A 16,639-nucleotide genomic window follows, 5' to 3' on the forward strand; every position below is an offset into this window, starting at 1 on the left:
GCCGTTTTTTTATGCCCTGCGCCCGTTCAGAATCAGCAGCGTCAACACTCCCGCCACAATCCCCCAGAACGCCGAACCAATGGAAAACAGCGTCAGGCCTGACGCGGTGACCATGAAGGTGATCAACGCCGCTTCCCGTTCCTTCGGCTCACTCATGGCGATGCTCAGGCCATTGATGATCGAGCCGAACAACGCCAGCGCCGCAATCGACAGCACCAGTTCCTTGGGCAACGCGGCGAAGAGCGCCGCCAATGTGGCGCCGAACACCCCGGCAATCCCGTAGAACACCCCGCACCAGACGGCAGCTGTATAGCGCTTGTTGCGGTCTTCGTGAGCGTGCGGCCCGGTGCAGATCGCCGCGCTGATGGCCGCCAGGTTGATGCCGTGGGAGCCAAAGGGCGCCAGCACCAGCGAGGCGAGGCCGGTGCTGGTGATCAATGGCGAGGCCGGCACGGTGTAGCCGTCGGCGCGCAGCACGGCGACCCCCGGCATGTTCTGCGAGGTCATCGCCACCACGAACAGCGGGATACCGATGCTGATGGTCGCCGCCAGCGAAAAGTGCGGCGTGGTCCATACCGGTGTCGCGACTTCCAGATGAAAGCCGCTGAAATCCAGCAACCCCATCAAGCCCGACAGCAGGGTGCCGCTCACCAGTGCGGCCAGCACCGCATAACGCGGCGACAGGCGCTTGATGATCAGGTAAGTGAAAAACATCCCCAGCACCAGGCCGGTGCGATGCTGCGCGGCGACGAAGATTTCACTGCCGATCTTGAACAGAATCCCCGCCAGCAACGCCGCCGCCAGCGACGCGGGGATACGCTTGACAAGTTTTTCAAAGCTGCCGGTCATCCCGCAGATCGTCACCAGCACTGCGCAGGTGATGTAGGCACCGATGGCCTCGCCGTAACTGACGCCGCCCAGGCTTGTGATCAACAGCGCCGCGCCGGGTGTCGACCAGGCGATGGTGATCGGCGTGCGATAACGCAGGGACAGGCCGATGCTGCACACCGCCATGCCGATGGAAATCGCCCAGATCCACGAGGAAATCTGCGCCGTGGTCAAACCGGCGGCCTGGCCGGCCTGGAACATCAGCACCAGCGAGCTGGTGTAGCCGGTCATCATCGCGATGAAACCGGCGACGATGGCCGAAGGTGAAGTGTCGGCCAGCGGGCGCAGCGGCGCTTGGGTGGCGTCGGTCATGAAAGGGTGTTCCTTTTACCTGACTCCGCACGCGGTAGGAGCGAGCTTGCTCGCGAAAATCGCCAACGATAACGCGCGCAATCAGATTAAACGCGGCGCCCTTGGGTTCTTCGCGAGCAAGCTCGCTCCTACAGCGGGATGTCGTTCATGGGAAATCGTGGAATCAAGCCTAAACTCAAACGCAGCGACCCATTGCAATACAGCCGGCGCCGCAAACAGCCGTACAGTGTGTTGGCGCATTGGGTTGTGTACAATGTGCCGTGTTTTCAGGCGATACTTGCCAGCGACTCCCTGTTGCCGTATTACCTTAAAGTTGTCGTATTACCGTTAATTCGCCGCCGTTCTCCCTACCCGAGTGCCCATGAACGAACAGTTGCAACCTCTCAAGAAACAACCGCGCGCCGGCAAGACCGGTCGCAGCGGAACCCAGGACGATATCGTCTACGCGCATATCTTCGAGGCGATCCTCGAACAACGCCTGGCACCTGGCACCAAATTGAGTGAAGAGGCACTGGGCGAAATCTTCGGCGTGAGCCGTACCATCATTCGCCGCGCGTTGTCGCGCCTGGCCCATGAGGGTGTGGTGTTGCTGCGGCCCAATCGTGGCGCGGTCGTCGCCAGCCCGAGCGTCGATGAAGCCCGCCAGGTGTTCATGGCGCGGCGTCTGGTGGAGCGGGCGATCACCGAGTTGGCGGTGCAGCACGCTACCGCCGAGCAACTGGCCGAGTTGCGCCAGATGGTCAACGACGAACGCGACAGTTTCTCCCGTGGTGACCGTGGCGCCGGTATTCGCCTCTCCGGCGAATTTCACCTGAAGCTGGCCGAAGCGGCGAAGAATGCGCCGCTGATCAGCTTCCAGCGCAGCCTGGTGTCCCAGACCTCATTGATCATCGCCCAATACGAAAGCGGCAACCGCTCGCACTGTTCCTACGATGAGCACACCCAGTTGATCGACGCGATCGAAGCCCGGGATGCGGTACTGGCGGTGGATTTGATGATGCATCACATGGATCACATCGACAGCAAGCTCAACCTCGATGAGGAAAGTGCATCGGATGATTTGCATGCGGTGTTCTCGCATCTGTTGCAGACCAAGAAGGCGGGGCGCTCTTCGGTAAAACTGTAATTTCCCTGATTCACCGGGGATAAAAATGTGGGAGGGGGCTTGCCCCCGATAGCAGTGTGTCAGTCAATGCATAGGTTGGCTGATCCACCGCAATCGGGGGCAAGCCCCCTCCCACATTGGTTTTTTGGTGCCTCTGAAATTAGCGTTGGTGCACCAGATTGCCGGCCGCGTAGGTCTGCAATACCGCCCGATCATCCCCCAGTGTCATCAGCACAAACAACGTCTCGGCAATGTTATTGGCCTGCTTCAAGCGATAGCTGAGCAGCGGCGTGGCGTTGTAGTCCAGCACCAGGAAGTCCGCGTCCGTGCCCGGCTGCAAGGTGCCGATCCGGTCTTCCAGACGCAACGCCCGCGCACCGCCCAGGGTCGCCAGGTACAGCGACTTGAACGGGCTCAACCGCGCGCCCTGCAATTGCATGACCTTGTAGGCTTCATTCAGCGTTTGCAGCAGCGAGAAGCTGGTGCCGCCGCCCACGTCGGTGCCCAGGCCGACATTCAGTGTGTGCTTCTCGGCCATCGGCAGGTTGAACAGGCCGCTGCCGAGGAACAGGTTCGACGTTGGGCAGAACGCCACGGCCGAGCCGGTCTGCGCCAACCGTGCACACTCGTCGTCACACAGATGCACGCCGTGGGCAAACACCGAGCGTTCGCCCAGCAATTTGTAGTGGTCGTACACATCCAGATAGCCTTTGCGCTCCGGGAACAACTCCTTCACCCATTCGACTTCCTGCTTGTTCTCACTGATGTGGGTCTGCATGTACAGGTCCGGGTACTCGCCCAGCAGTTGCCCGGCCAGCGCCAGTTGCTCCGGCGTGCTGGTCGGCGCAAAGCGCGGCGTGACGGCATAGTGCAGGCGGCCCTTGCCGTGCCAGCGCTCGATCAGCGCCTTGCTTTCCTGGTAGCCCGATTGCGGCGTGTCGGTCAGGTAGTCCGGCGCATTGCGATCCATCATCACCTTGCCGGCGATCATGCGCAGGTCGAGTTTTTCGGCCGCTTCAAAGAACGCGTTCACCGACTGCGGATGCACACTGCCGAACACCAGCGCGGTGGTGGTGCCGTTGCGCAGCAGTTCCTTGATGAAAATGTCCGCGACTTCCTCGGCGTGGGCCTTGTCGGCGAACTGGCTTTCACAGGGGAAGGTGTAGGTGTTGAGCCAGTCCAGCAACTGCTCGCCATAGGCGCCGACCATGCCGGTCTGCGGCAGGTGGATGTGGGTGTCGATCAGGCCGGGGGTGATCAATGCATCCTGGTAGTGAGTGATATCGATGTCAGCGGGCAACGTCGGCAGCAGGTCGCTGGCGTGGCCGAGCGCACTGATCTGGCCGTTATCGATCACCAGCAGGCCGTCTTCGAAATACTCGTAGGACGCTTCAATGCCCACGATGGCAGGGTCGTCGATGCTGTGCAGGATGGCGGCGCGGTAGGCTTTGCGGGTCAAAGGCATGGTGATCTCAATTGATAGCTTGGCTGCGGCGTGACACCGGCAGCAATTTGGCAATGGGTTCGGCGCCGGCGGTGTGCTGGCCGAAATTGGCGTTATAGGTGGCGATGATTTCGCCGGCGATGGAGATGGCAATCTCCACCGGCAATTTGCCCTTCACCTCGGTGAGGCCCATGGGGCAGCGCATGCGTTGCAGTTGCGCGGCATCGAAGCCGCGATCGCGCAGGCGGTGTTCGAATTTGACGCGTTTGGTTTTCGAGCCGATCAGGCCGAAGTAGGCAAAATCATTGCGCTTGAGCAGGGCGGCGGTGAGTTCCAGGTCCAGCGCGTGGTTGTGGGTCATGACGATGCAGTAACTGCCCGCCGGCAAGTCGGCGATTTCGTCGACCGGCTCTTCGCTGACGATTTTACGCACGCCTTGCGGGATGTTCTCCGGGAATTCCTGCTCACGGGAATCGATCCAGCGCACTCGGCACGGCAGGCTCGCCAGCAACGGCACCAGCGCACGCCCCACGTGGCCGGCACCGAACACCGCGATCTGCGCCTGCACCTGGCCCATCGGTTCGAACAGCAGCACGGTGACGCCACCGCAGCACTGGCCCAGGCTCGCGCCGAGGCTGAAGCGCTCCAGGTGGGTGTTCTGCTGGCCACGGGCGAGCATCTCGCGGGCGAGCTGCATCGCCTTGTATTCCAGGTGCCCGCCGCCGATGGTGTCGAAGGTCTGCGCGGCACTGATCACCATCTTCGAACCGGCGTTGCGCGGCGTGGAGCCGAGCTCTTCGATGATGGTCACCAGTACGCAGGGCTCGCCCCGATTCTGCAGGTCGGCGAGGGCGCTGATCCAGTTGTTCATAGTCACCTCTTGTGGTGTCTGTCAGGCCGTCATCGGGGGCAAGCCCCTTCCCACACTTGAAGGTATTCACAGTTCAAAATGTGGGAGGGGGCTTGCCCCCGATGGCAGCGCCTCGGTCTAGAGCGAAGCCAACTCGGTTTCGGTATCCACCGCCACAGCGGCGCTTAATGTGCGCATCTGCTCACACCCCCACAACACCCGCTCGGGCGTGGCCGGCGCGTCGATTTTTGGCTGCTGGCGATAGTCACCCAGGCTCGCCACCGCATCCTTGATCGCGCACCACGAAGCAATCCCGAGCATGAACGGCGGCTCGCCCACGGCCTTGGAGTGGAACACCGTGTCCTCGGGGTTCTTGCGGTTCTCCACCAGCTTCACCCGCAGGTCCAGCGGCATGTCGGCCACCGCCGGGATCTTGTAGCTGGCCGGGCCATTGGTCATCAGCTTGCCCTTGTTGTTCCACACCAGCTCTTCCATGGTCAGCCAGCCCATGCCCTGGATGAACCCGCCTTCCACCTGGCCGATGTCGATGGCCGGGTTCAGCGAGGCGCCCACGTCGTGGAGGATGTCGGTGCGCAACATCTTGTATTCGCCGGTCAGGGTGTCGACGATCACCTCGCAGCAGGCCGCGCCGAATGCAAAGTAGTAGAACGGCCGTCCGCGCGACTGGCTGCGGTCATAGAAAATCTTCGGGGTCTTGTAGAAGCCGGTGCTCGACAGCGAGACCTGGGCGAAATACGCCTGCTGGATCAGCGCCTCGAAGCTCAGGATCTGCTCACGCACGCGCACATGGCCGTTGCGAAATTCCACATCCGCTTCGCTGACGTCGTACTTGCGTGCGGCAAACTCCACCAGGCGCTGCTTGATGGTTTCGGCGGCGTTCTGGGCGGCCTTGCCGTTCAGGTCGGCACCGCTGGACGCCGCGGTTGGCGAGGTGTTCGGCACTTTGTCGGTGTTGGTCGCGGTGATCTGCACGCGGTCGATGTCGACCTGGAACACTTCGGCCACCACCTGGGCGACCTTGGTGTTCAGGCCCTGGCCCATTTCGGTTCCGCCATGGTTCAGGTGAATGCTGCCGTCGGTGTAGATATGAATGAGCGCGCCGGCCTGGTTGAGAAAGCTCGCGGTAAACGAGATGCCGAATTTGACCGGGGTCAGCGCCAGGCCCTTTTTCAGGATCGGGCTGTGGGCGTTGTACAGGCGAATCGCTTCGCGGCGCTCGGCGTATTGGCTGCTCGCCTCCAGCTCGGCGGTCATTTCTTCGAGCATGTTGTGCTCGACGGTCTGGTAGTAATGAGTGACGTTGCGCTCGGTCTTGCCGTAGTAGTTGGCCTTGCGCACGGCCAGTGGGTCCAGCGCCAGATGGCGGGCGATGGCGTCCATCACTTCCTCGATGGCGACCATGCCCTGGGGGCCACCGAAGCCACGATAAGCCGTGTTCGAAGCCGTATTGGTCTTGCAGCGATGGCCGTTGACCGTGGCATCGCCCAGGTAATACGCGTTATCGGCGTGGAACATCGCGCGGTCGACAATCGAGTTGGACAGGTCCGGCGAACAGCCGCAGTTGCCGGCCAGCTCCAGGTTGATGCCGTGCAAACGGCCGTTGTCGTCAAAGCCCACGTCATATTCGATGTAGAAAGGGTGGCGCTTGCCGGTCATCAGCATGTCTTCGACCCGCGGCAGGCGCATCTTGGTCGGTTGCCCGGTGAGGCGTGCCACCACCGCGCACAGGCAGGCGGGGCTGGCGGCCTGGGTTTCCTTGCCGCCAAACCCGCCGCCCATGCGGCGCATGTCGACGACGATCTTGTTCATCGACACATCGAGCACTTCGGCCACCAGTTTCTGCACTTCGGTGGGGTTTTGCGTGGAGCAGTAGACGATCATGCCGCCGTCTTCGGTGGGCATTACCGAGGAAATCTGCGTCTCCAGGTAGAAATGCTCCTGGCCGCCGATATGCAGCGTGCCCTGGATACGGTGCTTGGCACTCGCCAGCGCAGACGCCGAATCGCCGCGTTGGTGCGTGTGGCTGTCGAGCACAAAGTGTTTGTTGCGAAACGCCTCGACCACATCCAGCACCGGCTCCAAGTCTTCGTATTCGATCACCGCCGCCATCGCGGCTTTACGCGCGGTCTCAAGATCGCGGGCGGCCACGGCCAGCACCACCTGGCCGACGAACTGCACGGTGTCGATGGCCAGCAACGGATCGCCGGGCAGCAACGGGCCGATGTCCTTGAGGCCCGGTACGTCTTGGTGGGTAATCACGATGCGCACGCCGTCGAAGGCATAGCAGGGCGCGGTGTCGATGCTGAGGATTCTCGCGTGGGCGCGGTCGGACATGCGCGCATACAGGTGCAACTGGTTGGGAAATTCGAGGCGGTCGTCGATGTACTGCGCCTCGCCGCTGACATGCTTGGCGGCGCTGTCATGCCTGACGCTGCGGCCGACCCCGGAGGTCAGGTCCTGGGCAAACAGCTCGGCCAGTTCGGCCTGGGTTTTTACCACGGCGTGATGGTTAGACATAAGCGGTCACCCGAGTCTCGATGTGCGGCGTTTGCAGTTCGATGAAATATTTGCGCAGCAGGTTCTGTGCGCTGAGCAGGCGGTATTCCTTGCTGGCGCGGAAGTCCGACAGCGGGGTGAAGTCCTCGGCTAGCGCAGCGCAGGCTCTCTCTACGGTGTCGGCATTCCAGGTGGCGCCGATCAATGCCGTTTCGCAGTGTTTGGCACGTTTTGGCGTGGCGGCCATGCCGCCGAAGGCGACGCGCGCATCACGGATCACACCGTTGTCGAGCTTCAGGTTGAAGGCGGCGCAGACGGCGGAAATATCGTCGTCCAGGCGCTTGGACACCTTGTAGGCGCGAAACAGTGAATGGCCCTTGGGCACGATGATCTTCTCGATGAATTCGCTGTCCTGACGGGCGGTGACGCGGTAGTCGATAAAGTAGTCTTCCAGCGCCAGGGTGCGGCGGGTCTGGCCCTTGCACAGCACAATCTGCGCACCGAGGGCGATCAGCAGCGGCGGTGAATCGCCGATGGGCGAGGCGTTGCCGATATTGCCGCCCAGGGTGCCCTGGTTGCGGATCTGCAGGGAGGCGAAGCGGTGCAGCAAGTCGCCAAAATCGGGGTATTCGTGGTGCAGCGCGGTGTAGCAGTCGGAGAGGGCGGTGGCGGCGCCGATTTCCAGGCGATCATCGAAGGATTCGATGCGCTTCATTTCTTCGATATTGCCCACGTAAATCATCACCGGCAGGGTGCGATGGAACTGCGTGACTTCCAGCGCCAGGTCGGTGCCGCCGGCCAGCAGGCGGGCTTGCGGGTAGGCGTCATAGAGATCGGCCAGGTCGGCGACCGTCAACGGCACCAGGCAGCGTTTGTCGCCGCTGTTGAGTTCGCCGGTTTGCGTCGGCGCAATCGCCTTGAGCTGCGCGATGGTCTGGACTTCACGGCTGTCGAACTGGTCCTGGGGCTTGTTGCAACAGGCCTGTTCGGCCGCCGCCAGAATCGGGCGGTAACCGGTGCAGCGGCACAGGTTGCCGGCCAGGGCTTCGTGGGCTTTCTGGCTGTCGGGCGCGTCGCTGTTCTTTTGCAGGGCAAACAACGACATCACGAAGCCCGGGGTGCAAAAGCCGCACTGCGAGCCGTGGCACTCGACCATCGCCTGCTGCACGCTGTGCAGTCGGCCCTGGTGCTTGAGGTCTTCGACACTGATCAGTTGCTTGCCGTGCAACGACGAGACAAAGGTCAGGCACGAATTGAGGCTGCGATAACGGATCTGCTCGACGCCTTGATCGTTGCGGTGCAACTCGCCGACCACCACGGTGCACGCACCGCAGTCGCCGCTGGCGCAGCCTTCCTTGGTTCCGGATTTGCCCACATGCTCACGCAAATAGTTGAGCACGGTCAGGTTGGGGTCCAGGGCGTGCTCGCTACGGAGTTCCTGGTTAAGTAAAAACTGGATCACGGAAGGCCTCGCAGACTCATTATTGTTGTTAACCGCTTTGCGCCGAATCTAGTCATGTCTGACTTTTCGGTCAATGGTTTTCTGACCTAAGGGTCAAGAAAATCCGATCACAACACATTCAATTATGGTCCAGTCTTCTGGAACCGGTGTTTTCAGGGGCTTATGGCGGTTCAGGCTTGCGTGTTTCATGCCAAATTCGCCACCGTGGGCGTAGCGCCATCAGCGGGCCAATGCGCTACACTGCCGCGCTTGTACCGATAGAAGATTTTGAAGGGAAAACATGACGTTCAAGGCGCCGGACAGTCTCGCCGAGCAAATCGCTCACCACCTCGCCGAACGTATCATTCGCGGCGATCTCAAGCCTGGGGAGCGGATCCAGGAACAGAAGGTCACGCTGGCGCTGAATGTCAGCCGTGGTTCCGTGCGCGAAGCCTTGCTGATCCTCGAACGCCGGCACCTGATCGCGATCCTGCCGCGCCGTGGCGCTCACGTCACCGAACTCAGCGCACACAAGGTGCAGAGCCTGTGCACGTTGATGGGCGAGATGTACATCCTGCTTGGCAATGCAGTCGCCGAAGGCTGGCAGACCCAGGCCGACATGGCGCCATTCCTGCAAATCCAGCAGCGCCTGATGGGCAGCTACGAGCGCCAGGACATCCGCGCCTTTGTCGAAGAAAGCTTCAATGTGATGCGCGCCGCGTATCCCTTCGCCAACAATCCGTACCTGCAGGAAACCGTCGAGAACCTGCAGCCGGCGATGAACCGCGCTTATTACCTGGCCCTTGACCAGCGCAAGGCGGAAATGAGCGAGTACCTCGCGCTGTTCGAACAACTGCTCGCTGCCGTGCTGGCCCGCGACCTGGCGCAGATCCGCCTGGTGCTGTCGGCCTACTGCCAGCGCAGCAGCTCGCTGGTCATCGCAGCGTTGGCGGACGCCTAAACGTGCGGCTCAAGTGCATCAAACTGGCGGGGTTCAAATCCTTCGTCGACCCGACCACGGTGAACTTCCCCAGTAACATGGCGGCGGTGGTCGGGCCCAATGGCTGCGGCAAGTCGAATATCATCGACGCCGTGCGCTGGGTGATGGGCGAGAGTTCGGCGAAAAACCTGCGCGGCGAGTCGATGACCGACGTCATCTTCAACGGTTCCACCAGCCGCAAACCGGTGAGCCAGGCCAGCATCGAGTTGGTGTTCGACAACTCCGACGGCACCCTGGTCGGCGAGTACGCGGCCTACGCGGAAATCTCCATTCGCCGTAAAGTCACGCGCGACAGCCAGAACAGTTATTTCCTCAACGGCACCAAATGCCGTCGACGCGACATCACCGATATCTTCCTCGGCACAGGCCTGGGCCCGCGCAGTTACTCGATCATCGAGCAGGGCATGATCTCCAAGCTGATCGAAGCCAAGCCCGAAGACTTGCGCAACTTTATCGAGGAAGCGGCCGGCATCTCCAAATACAAGGAGCGCCGCCGCGAGACCGAAAACCGCATCCGCCGCACCCATGAAAACCTTGCCCGCCTGACCGACCTGCGCGAAGAGCTGGAGCGCCAGTTGGAGCGCCTGCACCGCCAGGCCCAGGCGGCCGAGAAGTATCAGGAATACAAGGCCGAAGAGCGCCAGCTCAAGGCACAACTGTCGGCCCTGCGCTGGCAGGCGCTGAACGACCAGGTCGGCCAGCGCGAAGCGATCATCGGCACCCAGGAAGTCAGCTTTGAAGCGCTGGTGGCCGAGCAGCGCAACGCCGACGCCAGCATCGAACGCCTGCGGGACGGGCACCATGAACTGTCCGAGCGCTTCAATCTGGTGCAGGGCCGCTTCTATTCGGTGGGCGGTGATATTGCCCGGGTCGAACAGAGCATCCAGCACGGCCAGCAACGCCTGCGTCAGTTGCAGGACGATCTGAAGGAAGCCGAACGCGCACGCCTGGAGACCGAATCGCACCTGGGCCACGACCGTACCTTGCTGCTGACCCTGGGTGAAGAGCTGGACATGCTCACCCCCGAGCAGGAAATCACCAGCGCCGCCGCCGAAGAAGCCGCCGCCGCCCTGGAAGAAGCGGAAACCGGCATGCACGGCTGGCAGGAACAGTGGGACACGTTCAACCTCAAATCCGCCGAACCGCGCCGCCAGGCCGAGGTGCAGCAGTCGCGTATCCAGCAACTGGAAACCAGCATGGAGCGCTTGGCTGAACGCCAGCGCCGCCTGCAGGAAGAGCGCGTGTTGCTCGCCGCCGACCCGGAAGACGCGGCGATCATGCAGTTGAGCGAGCAACTGGCCGAAAGCGAAATGACCCTCGAAGAGCTCGAGGCCAGCGAAACGCAGCAAGTGGAGCGCCTCGAGCAACTGCGTCAGCAATTGCACACCGCGACCCAGGCGCAGCAACAGGCCCAGGGCGATCTGCAGCGCCTCAACGGGCGGCTGGCTTCATTGGAAGCCTTGCAGCAAGCCGCGCTGGACCCTGGCACCGGCACCGCCGAATGGCTGCGCGACCAGCACCTGGCCGAGCGCCCGCGCCTGGCCGAAGGCTTGAAGGTCGAGGCCGGTTGGGAGCTGGCGGTGGAAACCGTGCTGGGCGCCGATCTGCAAGCGGTGCTGGTGGATGATTTCGGCGGCTTCGACCTGGCCGGTTTCACCCAGGGCGACCTGCGCCTGCTCAGTCCCGCAGCCGATGGCACGCGCGTGCCGGGCAGCCTGCTGGACAAGGTCGAGGCGGCGATTGACCTGTCGCCGTGGCTGGGCCAGGTCAAACCGGTCGAATCACTGGAGCAGGCCCTGGCCCAACGCGGCCAGTTAGCGGCCGGCGAAAGCTTGATCAGTCGCGACGGCTATTGGGTCGGCCGCCACTTCCTGCGCGTGCGCCGTGCCAGTGAGGCCGAAAGCGGCGTATTGGCCCGTGGCCAGGAAATCGTCAACCTGAGCGCCGAGCGTGAAGAGCGCGAGGCCACCCTGGAAAGCCTGGAAACCGAACTGCAAACCCTGCGCGCCACCCAGCGCCAGCAAGAGACCGGTCGCGAGCATCTGCGCCGCCTGTTGCAGGACGAGGCGCGCCAGCAGGGCGAACTCAAGGCCCAGCTCTCCGCGAGCAAGGCCAAGGTCGAGCAACTGACCCTGCGCCGCACCCGCCTCGACGAAGAAGTCGCCGAAATGGGCGAGCAGCGTGCCCTGGAGCACGAACAGATCGGCGAAGCGCGCCTGCTGTTGCAGGAAGCCCTCGACAGCATGGCCCTGGACACCGAGCAGCGCGAACTGCTGCTGGCCCAGCGCGACAGCCTGCGCGAACGCCTCGACCGCGTGCGCCAGGAAGCCCGCCAGCACAAGGACCACGCGCACCAACTGGCGGTGCGCCTCGGCTCGCTGCGCGCCCAGCACACGTCCACGGCCCAGGCCCTTGAACGCCTGGAGATGCAATCGGAACGCCTCACCGAAAAGCGCGAGCAACTGAGCCTCAACCTGGAGGAGGGCGAAGCGCCGCTGGAAGAGCTGCGCCTCAAGCTTGAAGAGTTGCTCGACAAGCGCATGAGCGTCGACGAAGAACTCAAGACCGCGCAGATCGCCCTGGAGGACGCCGACCGCGAACTGCGCGAGGCTGAAAAGCGCCGGACCACGGCCGAACAGCAATCCCAGCTGATTCGCGGTCAGCTCGAACATCAGCGCATGGAGTGGCAAGCCCTGACCGTGCGCCGCAAGACCCTGCAGGACCAATTGCTCGAAGACGGCTACGACCTGCACGGCGTACTCAATACGCTGACCGCCCAGGCCAACGAAAAAGACGCCGAAGAAGAACTTGAGCGCATTGCCGCGCGTATCCAGCGCCTGGGCGCGATCAACCTCGCGGCCATCGATGAGTACCAGCAGCAGTCCGAGCGCAAACGTTATCTGGATGCCCAGAACGCCGACCTGGTCGAAGCGCTGGACACCCTGGAAAACGTGATCCGCAAGATCGACAAGGAAACCCGCAACCGCTTCAAGGATACCTTTGATCAGATTAATGGCGGTTTACAGGCGTTATTCCCAAAAGTTTTCGGTGGTGGCAGTGCCTACTTGGAACTGACGGGCGAAGATCTACTCGATACAGGGGTAACGATCATGGCGCGGCCACCGGGCAAGAAGAACAGCACCATCCATTTGTTGTCCGGCGGCGAAAAGGCCCTGACGGCCCTGGCCCTGGTATTTGCCATCTTCAAGCTGAACCCGGCGCCGTTCTGCATGCTCGACGAGGTCGATGCACCGCTGGATGACGCTAACGTTGGACGCTACGCTCGGCTGGTCAAGGAGATGTCCCAGACGGTGCAGTTCATCTATATCACCCACAACAAGATCGCCATGGAAATGGCCGATCAATTGATGGGCGTGACGATGCATGAGCCGGGCTGTTCGCGTTTGGTCGCCGTCGACGTGGAAGAAGCGATGGCGATGGTGGAATCCTGAGGTCTGTCAGGAAGGAATTTTACAGCACGCTGTAGGATGGTTTACCGGTCTGGGAAAAGTGGCAAATGGACATATTTGCTCAAGGCATTTTGACAGACGGTGTAAAGTTATCTTTGGTCGTGCTAGTTTAATGTCAATTTTTCGTATGCGTGGGCAAAACGTCAGTCAGAACATAGAGTTGGCGCCACGTTTTAAAGCGGTTTGCACGGTGCTAAACCCCTTATTTTTCAGCATTTTTTATTAGAGGCACGGGATTACATGGAAATCGGTCTGCGCGAGTGGCTGATCGTCATCGGCATCATTGTCATTGCCGGTATTCTTTTTGATGGCTGGCGCCGCATGCGCGGTGGCAAGGGCAGGCTTAAATTTCGCCTGGACCGAAACCTGTCCAACTTACCTGACGACGACGGCAGCGCCGAGCTGCTGGGGCCGCCCCGTGTGCTGGATACCCATAAGGAACCGCAGCTGGACGAGCACGACTTGCCGTCGATGAGCGCGCCGGTGCGTGAAGCCCGCGAGCCGTCGTCCAAGCGTGGCAAGCGCGGCAGTGCCGGCGTGGCCGAGCCGCATCAGGGCGACCTGAACCTGGACGTCGACGAAGGCCCGAGCTTCAGCAGCCGCGACGATGATTTCCCGGATGAAAACGGCGGCAAGGCCCCATCGCGCCAATCGGTCAACGATCAGCCGGCCGCTGAAGAAGTGCTGGTAATCAGTGTGATCTGCCGTGATGCCGGTGGCTTCAAAGGCCCGGCCCTGTTGCAGAACATCCTTGAGAGCGGCCTGCGCTTTGGCGAGATGGATATTTTCCATCGTCACGAAAGCATGGCCGGCAACGGCGAAGTGCTGTTTTCCATGGCCAACGCGGTCAAGCCCGGCACCTTCGATCTGGACGACATCGACCTGTTCAGCACCCCGGCGGTCAGTTTCTTCCTCGGCCTGCCCGGCCCGCGTCACCCCAAGCAAGCGTTCGACGTGATGGTGGCCGCGGCCCGCAAGCTGTCCCAGGAACTCAACGGCGAGCTCAAGGACGACCAACGCAGCGTCCTTACCGCCCAGACCATCGAGCATTACCGTCAGCGCATCGTCGAGTTCGAGCGTCGCGCCCTGACACAAAAACGCTGAGGATTACGCCTCGGCGTTGTCGGATAGAATAAGCGCACTACCATTTGAGCAGCTTCGGCTGCTCTTTTGCTTTTTGAGAGAACACCATGACCGCCGCCCATACCCGCATCCTCGAACTGCGCGCTGAACTGGATCAGCACAATTACCGTTACCACGTCCTCGACGAGCCGAGCATTCCGGACGTCGAGTACGACCGCTTGTTCCATGAGCTCAAGGCCCTGGAAGCCGAACATCCGGAGTTGGTGACGCGTGATTCGCCGACACAGCGGGTCGGCAGCGCGGCGTTGTCGGCGTTTACTCAAGTCAGGCATGAAATCCCGATGCTCAGCCTCGGTAACGCCTTCGATGAAGCGACCATGCTGGAATTCGATCGCCGGGTGACCGAGGGCCTGGATCTGCCGGCCGGGGACTTGTTCGCCAGTGTCGAATACAGTTGCGAGCCGAAGCTGGATGGCCTGGCGGTCAGCTTGTTGTACCAGGACGGTGAACTGGTGCGCGGCGCCACTCGTGGCGACGGGACCACCGGCGAAGACATCAGCGTCAATGTGCGCACCGTGCGCAACATCCCGTTGAAGCTGCACGGCCGCGGCTGGCCGGCCACCCTGGAAGTGCGCGGTGAAGTGTTCATGTCCAAGGCCGGTTTCGAGCGCCTGAACGCCTCGCAACTGGAAGTCGGCGGCAAGACCTTCGCCAACCCGCGCAATGCAGCGGCCGGCAGCCTGCGCCAGCTGGATTCGAAGATCACCGCCAGCCGCCCGCTGGAATTCTGCTGCTATGGCATCGGCCAGGTGACGGCGGACATCAGTGACACCCATATCGGCAACCTCAAGCAATTGCAGAAGTGGGGCATGCCGATCAGTCATGAACTGAAACTGGCCAAAGGCATTCAGGAATGCCTGGACTACTACCGCGACATCGGCGAGCGGCGCAACAGCCTGTCGTACGAGATCGACGGTGTCGTATTCAAGGTCAACAGTATTGCCGCCCAGCGGGAACTGGGCTTCCGCGCCCGCGAGCCGCGCTGGGCCATTGCGCATAAATTCCCGGCCATGGAAGAACTGACCGAGTTGCTCGACGTGGAATTCCAGGTCGGCCGTACCGGCGCCGTCACGCCCGTGGCGCGGTTGAAACCGGTCAAGGTCGCCGGCGTGACCGTGTCCAACGCCACCCTGCACAACATGGACGAAGTGGCGCGCCTGGGCCTGATGATCGGCGACACGGTGATCATCCGCCGCGCCGGGGATGTGATCCCGCAGGTGGTCTCGGTGGTTACCGAGCGTCGCCCGGAGCACGCCCGCGCCGTGCAGATCCCCGAGCACTGCCCGGTATGCGGCTCCCATGTGGAGCGCACGCAACTGGTCAAGCGCAGCAAGGGCAAGGAAACCGTCAGCGAGGGCGCGGTGTACCGCTGCGTCGGGCGGCTGGCCTGCGGCGCGCAGCTTAAGCAGGCGATCATTCATTTCGTCTCGCGCCGCGCCATGGACATCGACGGCCTGGGCGACAAGACCATCGAGCAGTTGGTGGATGAAAAACTCATCGGCTCGCCGGCCGACCTCTACAAACTCAAGTATGAGCAAATCATCGACCTGGAAGGCTTCGCCGATATTTCCAGCAAAAAGCTGATCGCCGCCATCGAAAACAGCAAGACGCCGACCCTGGCACGGTTTATCTACGCCCTGGGCATTCCCGATGTGGGCGAGGAGACCGCCAAGGTGCTGGCGCGCTCCCTGGCGTCCCTGGAGCGTGTGCAGAAGGCCTTGCCGGAAGTGCTGACGTACTTGCCGGACGTGGGGCTGGAAGTGGCGCACGAAATCCACAGCTTCTTTGAAGACAGCCATAACCAGGAAGTGATTGGCGCGCTGCTGTCGCCCGACGAATGCGCCCTGCAATTGCAGGAGCAGGGCGACCTGAGCGCCGAGTTCGCCGCCAGCACCACCCTGGGCGGCCTGCTCGACAAGCTGCACGTGCCCTCCGTGGGGCCGGGCGCGGCGCAGAAACTGGCGGACAAGTTCGGCAGCCTCGAAGGCGTGATCAAGGCCGACTGGCTGGACATGCGCCAGGCCCTGCCCGAGAAGCAGGCCAAGGCCGTGCGCGACTTTTTTGACAGCGAAGACAACGCCAACCGCGCCCTGGCCATCGAGCAGCAGCTCAAGGACTTCGGCATGCACTGGCAGAGCGAGAAAAAGGTCGTCGAAGGCCTGCCGGAAGCCGGGCACACCTGGGTGCTCACCGGCTCCCTGGAGTTGATGAGCCGCGATGTGGCCAAGGACAAACTCGAAAGCCTGGGCGCCAAGGTGGCCGGTTCCGTTTCGGCCAAGACCCACTGCGTGGTGGCCGGGCCGGGCGCCGGTTCCAAATTGGCCAAGGCCAGCGAACTGGGGCTCAAAGTGCTCGACGAAGAGGCGTTCGTCGCCTTCCTCGCCAGGCACAACATCCCCGTCTGACGATCGTTCCCACGCGTGGGAACGATCCTGCGAGGGAAATGATCTAGTCTCAGTCACCCCTGGG

At 62.1% G+C, this 16,639-nt stretch carries 10 protein-coding genes; 5 read left to right on the forward strand and 5 right to left on the reverse strand.

Annotated elements, in window-relative coordinates:
* Positions 1 to 9: 9 nt before the first annotated feature.
* Entirely contained in the window at positions 10 to 1,200 is a 1,191-nt protein-coding gene (locus BFP89_RS23530; protein WP_065887864.1) for a benzoate/H(+) symporter BenE family transporter, read from the reverse strand.
* 361 nt (positions 1,201 to 1,561) lie between these two features.
* On the opposite strand from BFP89_RS23530, the gene BFP89_RS23535 reads away from it, so the two are divergent.
* A complete protein-coding gene (locus BFP89_RS23535) occupies positions 1,562 to 2,326 on the forward strand; it encodes a GntR family transcriptional regulator (RefSeq protein ID WP_065887865.1) in 765 nt (254 codons plus the stop codon).
* Positions 2,327 to 2,465: 139 nt separating this feature from the next.
* Here BFP89_RS23535 and guaD read toward each other — a convergent pair whose 3' ends face one another.
* From guaD to xdhA, 4 genes are all read right to left on the reverse strand, one after another.
* Positions 2,466 to 3,770 (reverse strand): guanine deaminase, encoded by a 1,305-nt coding sequence (gene guaD / locus BFP89_RS23540; RefSeq protein WP_065887866.1) that lies wholly within the window; start codon positions 3,768 to 3,770, stop codon positions 2,466 to 2,468.
* 7 nt (positions 3,771 to 3,777) lie between these two features.
* Positions 3,778 to 4,620, reverse strand: a complete 843-nt coding sequence (gene xdhC / locus BFP89_RS23545) for a xanthine dehydrogenase accessory protein XdhC (protein WP_065887867.1) — start codon at positions 4,618 to 4,620, stop codon at positions 3,778 to 3,780.
* 117 nt (positions 4,621 to 4,737) lie between these two features.
* Complete coding sequence (gene xdhB, locus BFP89_RS23550) at positions 4,738 to 7,137, reverse strand: xanthine dehydrogenase molybdopterin binding subunit (protein WP_065887868.1); 2,400 nt, start codon at positions 7,135 to 7,137, stop codon at positions 4,738 to 4,740.
* Positions 7,130 to 8,578 (reverse strand): xanthine dehydrogenase small subunit, encoded by a 1,449-nt coding sequence (gene xdhA, locus BFP89_RS23555; protein ID WP_065887869.1) that lies wholly within the window; start codon positions 8,576 to 8,578, stop codon positions 7,130 to 7,132. Before xdhA ends, xdhB begins: the two co-directional genes overlap by 8 nt.
* A 280-nt stretch (positions 8,579 to 8,858) precedes the next feature.
* Here xdhA and BFP89_RS23560 point away from each other — a divergent pair, with 280 nt between their 5' ends.
* From BFP89_RS23560 to ligA, 4 genes are all read left to right on the forward strand, one after another.
* The gene (locus BFP89_RS23560) at positions 8,859 to 9,518 is read left to right on the forward strand and encodes a GntR family transcriptional regulator (RefSeq protein ID WP_065887870.1); all 660 of its coding nucleotides are present in this window, start codon (positions 8,859 to 8,861) and stop codon (positions 9,516 to 9,518) included.
* A gap of 2 nt (positions 9,519 to 9,520) precedes the next feature.
* Positions 9,521 to 13,009 carry a chromosome segregation protein SMC gene (gene smc, locus BFP89_RS23565; protein ID WP_065887871.1) on the forward strand — a complete coding sequence of 1,163 codons (3,489 nt, stop codon included), beginning with the start codon at positions 9,521 to 9,523 and terminating at the stop codon, positions 13,007 to 13,009.
* Positions 13,010 to 13,267: 258 nt separating this feature from the next.
* On the forward strand, positions 13,268 to 14,131 hold the full coding sequence (gene zipA, locus BFP89_RS23570) for a cell division protein ZipA (RefSeq protein WP_065887872.1): 864 nt from the start codon (positions 13,268 to 13,270) through the stop codon (positions 14,129 to 14,131).
* An 86-nt stretch (positions 14,132 to 14,217) separates the two neighbouring features.
* The gene (ligA, locus tag BFP89_RS23575; protein WP_065887873.1) at positions 14,218 to 16,575 is read left to right on the forward strand and encodes an NAD-dependent DNA ligase LigA; all 2,358 of its coding nucleotides are present in this window, start codon (positions 14,218 to 14,220) and stop codon (positions 16,573 to 16,575) included.
* Positions 16,576 to 16,639 lie beyond the last annotated feature (64 nt).

The sequence above is a fragment of the Pseudomonas sp. 31 R 17 genome, from assembly GCF_900004915.1.
Lineage (GTDB): Bacteria > Pseudomonadota > Gammaproteobacteria > Pseudomonadales > Pseudomonadaceae > Aquipseudomonas > Aquipseudomonas orientalis_A.

Coding starts and splice junctions, on each gene's coding strand:
- xdhB (WP_065887868.1), bottom strand. CDS start 7,137: ATGTCTAACCATCACGCCGTGGTAAAAACCCAGGCCGAACTGGCCGAG.
- BFP89_RS23535 (WP_065887865.1), top strand. CDS start 1,562: ATGAACGAACAGTTGCAACCTCTCAAGAAACAACCGCGCGCCGGCAAG.
- ligA (WP_065887873.1), top strand. CDS start 14,218: ATGACCGCCGCCCATACCCGCATCCTCGAACTGCGCGCTGAACTGGAT.
- BFP89_RS23560 (WP_065887870.1), top strand. CDS start 8,859: ATGACGTTCAAGGCGCCGGACAGTCTCGCCGAGCAAATCGCTCACCAC.
- xdhC (WP_065887867.1), bottom strand. CDS start 4,620: ATGAACAACTGGATCAGCGCCCTCGCCGACCTGCAGAATCGGGGCGAG.
- BFP89_RS23530 (WP_065887864.1), bottom strand. CDS start 1,200: ATGACCGACGCCACCCAAGCGCCGCTGCGCCCGCTGGCCGACACTTCA.
- zipA (WP_065887872.1), top strand. CDS start 13,268: ATGGAAATCGGTCTGCGCGAGTGGCTGATCGTCATCGGCATCATTGTC.
- guaD (WP_065887866.1), bottom strand. CDS start 3,770: ATGCCTTTGACCCGCAAAGCCTACCGCGCCGCCATCCTGCACAGCATC.